Origin of the sequence: Streptomyces sp. SID5785 (genome assembly GCF_009870065.1) — a bacterium.
Lineage (GTDB): Bacteria > Actinomycetota > Actinomycetes > Streptomycetales > Streptomycetaceae > Streptomyces.
On sequence record NZ_WWIA01000838.1, the window covers coordinates 1 to 5,519 of the forward strand.

Sequence of the window (5,519 nt, forward strand, 5' to 3'; positions counted from 1 at the left end):
GCGATCGAGGCGGGCGGGACGGTCCTCGGGGTGCTCTCCCTCGCCGCCGGTACCGAGGGCACCGTGGAGCGGGTCACCGAGGACGTCACCGCGAGCGCCGAGGTCGGCGAGTACGAGCGCCTCAGGTCCCTGCTCGACTCCTACGGTGACACCATGCCCCCGGGGAGCAGGAAGCAGCTCGAGGAGAAGATCGGCGCGCTGGAGCCCGCCTGGACGGCGTTCCGGGAACAGGGCCCGCGAGTGACGCTGCGCGTCCGCTTCGACAACGGCCTCGTCCTGGACGGCTCATCCCAGGACGCCTTCGTCCCCGTCTGAGCCCGTGAACAACTCCTGGTAACGAGAGCGCAGTTCGGCCTTCTGGACCTTGCCCATCACGTTGCGCGGCAGCGCCTCGACCACGCGGACCGCGCGCGGGTGCTTGAAGCGGGCGAGGCCGGACGCGACGAAGGCGAGCAGGTCGGCCTCCCGCGGCCGGCGGCCGGGGGCCGGGACGACGACGGCGACGACCGTCTCGCCGAAGTCGGGGTGCGGGACGCCGATCACCGCGGACTCCAGGACCGTGGGATGGGCGTCGAGCAGTTCCTCGATCTCCTTCGGGTAGATGTTGTAGCCGCCCGAGATCACCAGGTCCTTGCCCCGGCCGACGATGCACAGGTACCCGTCCTCGTCGATGCGGCCGAGGTCACCGGTGATGAAGAAGCCGTCGGCGCGGAACTCGGACGCGGTCTTCTCCGGCATCTGCCAGTAGCCGCTGAAGACGTTGGGGCCGCGCACCTCGATGCTGCCGACCTCGCCGTCGGGCAGCGGCTCTCCGGTCCGGCCGTCCACGACCCTGAGCTCCGTGCCGGGCAGCGGCTTGCCGACGGTTCCGGGCTTGCGGGGGCCTTCGTAGGGGTTCGTGGTGTTCATCCCGGTCTCCGTCATCCCGTACCGCTCCAGGATGGCGTGGCCGGTGCGCGCCGCGAACGCCTCGTGGTCGCTCGCGAGCAGCGGGGCCGAGCCGGACACGAACAGTCGCATCGCGGCGCAGGTCCGCGGGGTCAGCCGGTCGTTCGCGGCCAGGCGCGTGTAGAAGGTGGGGACGCCCATGAGGACCGTGGCGCGGGGCAGCAGGTCCACGACCGCGTCGGCGTCGAACTTCGGCAGGAAGTACATCGAGGCGCCGGAGACGAGCGTCATGTTCGCGGCCACGAACAGGCCATGGACGTGGAAGATCGGCAGGGCGTGGACGAGGCGGTCCTGCCCGGTGAACCGCCAGGCGTCCAGCAGTGCACGGCAGTTGGAGGCCAGGTTCCCGTGGGTGAGCACGGCACCCTTGGAGCGTCCGGTGGTGCCCGATGTGTAGAGGATCGCCGCCGGGTCGTCCTCCGACACGTCCACGGCGGCGTCGTGTTCCGCGTCGGTCTCCAGGAGGCTGCCGTCCCCGGAGGTGCCGAGGGTCTCCAGGGCCAGGTCCGGCCCCGCACGCCGGGCGTGGTCGGCGCGCCGCTCCGGGGCACAGACCAGCACCCGCGGGCGGGCGTCACCGAGGAAGTAGTCCATCTCGGCTGCGGTGTAGGCGGTGTTGAGCGGCAGGAAGACACCTCCGACGCGCAGGGTCGCCAGGTACAGCGCGACGGCCTCCGGGGACTTGTCCACCTGCATGGCGACCCGGTCGCCGGGGGTGACGCCGTCGTGGACGAGCCGGGCGGCGATCCGGCGTACGGTCCGCGCCGTCTCGCCGTAGGTGATCGTCCGGCCGTCCGGGAGCTCGAAGAGCGTCCTGTCCGGCTGCCGCTCCGCCTGTTCGGCGTAGGACCGGTGAACGGGCGTCAGGGGGTGCGCCATCGGGTGGTGCCTCTCTCGTCTCTCGTCGTACGGGGCGGCGGGTGCGGTGCTTCCCGGGACAGCGTCCCGCAGCGGGCCGCCGAGGGCCACGGCGCCACGGCGCACGCGGGAGGAAGGGCGGTCCGGACGCCATCGCCCGCGGCGATGCCGGGTGGCCGCACGCACGACGGGGGCCCGGCCCTCCGGCCTGGCCCCCGCCCCTGTGCGCCCGCCCGCGTTACCGGCCCGCGGTGGGCCGACGGGCCAGCCGCTGCGCCTGGTCCACGTCCGTGATCAGCCGCAGCCGGTAGGTGTACGCGTAGTCCCGGTCGGCGAGCAGCTTGTACGCGTCGTGGGTGTGCGCGCCCCAGCTGTTGTCACCGCCGACGCCCATCTGCCGGTGGTTGACGCGCAGGATCACCTCGTCGCGCGGGGTCAGCTGGTAGTCGTGGCGGGCGCCGACGGACAGGTCCTCCGGGGTGTGGTGCGAGGCGTTGATCTCCAGGAGGCCGTCGCCCGCCACGAGGAGTCCGCGGCCGCGGCGGTCGGTCAGCGCCGCCCAGCGCACATCGGTCTTGTTGCCGTTCTCCTGCGGGCGGATGTACGGCGACCACTGTTCGCGCACGGTGCCGGACCAACGCCCCACGTCCGTACCGTCGTTGCGGTCCCAGTGGTTCTCCTCGGGGCCGCGGCCGTAGTAGTGGAGGTGCTCGAGGGAGCCGGGCAGCCGCAGCAGGGTGCCGACCTCGGGGAGGTAGGGGAGGTCCGCCGCGCCCGGGTGAAGGGTGTTGTCGACCTTGATCTCGCCGTTGCCGAAGACGGTGTACGTGGTGGTGTACGCGGACTCGGTGCTGGTGGGCAGGGTGCCCTCGACGGTGATCTCGACCGCCCGGTCGTCGGTGGCGCGCACCCTGACCCCGGTCACCTTGCGCCGTGCGCCCGCGTCCCGCCAGGTCTCGTTGCGGGTGTGCTGGCCGTTGCCGCGGTCGTTGTCGGTGGGGGCCCGCCAGTAGTTGGGGACCGCGCCCTCGACGAGCAGCCGGGTGCCGTCGTGCTCGAAGCCGGTGACGAGCCCGGTCGCCTTGTCGACGACGACCTTCAGCCCCTTCCCGGTGACGGTGACGGTCTCCTTCCCGTCCTCGTACGCCAGCGTCGGCACGTCCGCCAGCGGGACGGGCCGGACCGCGGGGCTCTTGACGTCGAGCGGCAGCTGGATGCGCGCCACCTCGAAGCCGGGCTCGGCCCACGGGGTGCGTTCGCGGGTGGTGAAGGAGAGCTGGAGGAAGTACTCGCTGCCGGGCTCCGGGTTCCGGGGCAGCTTCACGGGCAGCGTGATGTCCTTGCTGCTGAGCGGCGGCACGTCGAGGTCGCCCCGGGGAATCGTGCCGCGGGACGTCACGTGTCCGTCGACGGCGAGTTCCCACGCGCCGTTCCAGGCGCGGAGGTCGGTGAAGAGGTTCTCGTTCGTGAGGGTGACCGCGCCGGGGGCGGCGCCGTCCTTCCGCCGCGCCGTGACCGTCTGGTAGATCCGCTTGACCTCGGCCGCCTTGCCGGTGAGTCCGCGGTCGGGCAGCACGATGCCGTCGCCGCTGAAGGCGCCGTCGTTGGGGTTGTCGCCCCAGTCCCCGCCGTAGGCCGCGAAGGTCTTCGTCGTGGGCTTGCGCGCCGTGTGCCCGACGGTGCGCGCGTCGAACCAGAAGCGGACCCCGTCGCCGTCCGGGCCCCGGCCGTCGTCGGCGAGTTCGGCGGCGCTCAGGGCGCGGGCGTAGACCCGTGCGCGCCGGATCGTGCCGCTGAACTCCCGGGTGGGGTTGTCGACCTCGCCGGCGATCGACAGGGGCGCGGTGTTGGGCGTCGGCACCTGTGTGGTGGCCTTGGTGCCCTTGACCTCGCCGTCCACGGACAGCGTGAGGGTGCCGGCGTCCGCGTCGAAGACGCCCGCGACATGGTGCTCGGTGCCGGTCCAGCCCTCGTCCGGGACCGGCCAGGACGCGGTGATCCACTGGCCGTCCGCGTGGATGAAGAACTCGAGGTTCTTGCCGGACTGCTTGAGCGCGTAGTGGGTGTCGCCCTTCATGAGCAGCGGCTGGTCGTAGCCCCGTACGTGCGGGGTCACCCAGGCCTCCAGGGTGAGGGAGCCGCGCAGGTCGAGCCGGTCGTCACGGCCGAAGACGGTCGCGCCGCTCACGCCCTTGTCGCGGCTGAAGGACCCGGAGGGGTTGATGACCTCGCCCTCGAGGCCGACGGGTCCGGTCTCGGTCAGCAGGTGCCGCTCGGGCGTGGGCCAGTTGAGCGCCTGGTCGACGAAGTCCCAGATCCAGCCGCCCTGGAGGACGTCGTGGCGGCGGACGACGTCCCAGTACTCCTTGAAGTTGCCGGTCGAGTTCCCCATCGAGTGGGCGTACTCGACCATGACGTAGGGGCGCGTGTCGCCGGTGTCCTCGGCCCGCGCCTCGACCGCGGTCGGCGACTCGTACATCTTGGAGCGGATGTCGCTCACGCCCGGCCGGTCGTCGCCCTCGTAGTGGATGACGCGGGTCGTGTCGTAGCCGCGGATCCAGTCGTGCATGGCCTCGAAGGAGGAGCCGCCGCCCGCTTCGTTGCCGAGCGACCAGATGACGGCGCAGGCGTGGTTCTTGTCGCGGTGCACCATGTTCTGCGCGCGGTCCACGCACACCTTGGTCCACTCGGGGTCGCTGCCGGGGTACGTGCCGTTGATGCCGTGGGTCTCGAGGTTGGTCTCGCCCACGAGGTAGAGGCCGTACTCGTCGGCGAGTTCGAGCCAGAGCGGGTTGTTGGGATAGTGGGACGTGCGGACGGAGTTGATGTTCAGCCGCTTGATGAGCCTGATGTCCTCGACGAGGTCGGCGCGCGTGAGGGCCGAGCCGTGGTCGGGGTGCATCTCGTGGCGGTTGGTGCCGCGCAGCGAGACGGGCCGGCCGTTGATCCGCATCAGCCCGTCCACGAGAGCGAACTCGCGCAGGCCGATGCGGTGCGAGAGCGTCTCGACGACCTTCCCCGAGGCGTCGCGCAGTCGGAGCACCGCGGTGTACAGGTAGGGGTCCTCGGCGGACCACAGGCGGGGCCGTGGCACGGACTTGACGCCCTTCACCGTCACCTCGGCGCCGGTGAGGGCGGCGGCCTCGGTCAGCGGCCGCGACCAGACGGCGTGTCCGCCGGCGTCGTACAGCTGGGTCTCGACGGTGTACGACGCCCCGTCGGCCTCGCCCGCGTAGTCGTGCACGTGCGCCGTCACCGACAGGTCCGCCGTCGTGTGGCCGTCGCCGAGCGGGGTCTCGATCTTGAAGTCCCGCAGGTGGACCGTGGGCGTCGAGAAGAGGTACACGGACCGGAAGATGCCGCTCAGCCGGATCATGTCCTGGTCCTGCAGCCAGTCGCCGTCGGAGTAGCGGTAGACCTCGACGGCGACGTGGTTGGTGCCGTCCTTCAGGTACGGGGTGATGTCGTACTCCGCGGGGGTGTACGAGTCCTCGTGGTACCCGGCCAGTTGACCGTTGATCCACACGTAGTGCGCCGCCTTGACCCCCTCGAAGTGCAGGAAGGTCCGCCGCCCGCGCCAGCCGCGCGGCACGGTGAACGTGCGCCGGTACTGGCCGACCGGGTTGTACCGGGTCGGTGCGGCGGGCGGCTGGGCCTCCTCACCGAGGCCGTTGGCACCCCACCAGGGGTAGGTGATGTTGACGTAGATGGGA

At 71.5% G+C, this 5,519-nt stretch carries 3 protein-coding genes; 1 reads left to right on the top strand and 2 read right to left on the bottom strand.

From position 1 onward, the window contains the following. Window positions 1–315, top strand: a 315-nt coding sequence (locus GTW43_RS27030) for a hypothetical protein (RefSeq protein WP_161304580.1), incomplete at its 5' end; no start/stop codon positions are given. Here the strand turns inward: GTW43_RS27030 and GTW43_RS27035 are convergent. Both GTW43_RS27035 and GTW43_RS27040 read right to left on the bottom strand, forming a co-directional pair. After that, window positions 286–1,827, bottom strand: coding sequence for an AMP-binding protein (locus GTW43_RS27035; protein ID WP_161304581.1), 1,542 nt, complete (start codon window positions 1,825–1,827; stop codon window positions 286–288). The genes GTW43_RS27030 and GTW43_RS27035 overlap by 30 nt on opposite strands. Before the next feature lie 217 nt (window positions 1,828–2,044). Continuing rightward, window positions 2,045–5,519: glycoside hydrolase family 2 TIM barrel-domain containing protein (locus GTW43_RS27040; RefSeq protein WP_161304582.1), on the bottom strand; the 3,475-nt coding region annotated here is incomplete at its 5' end.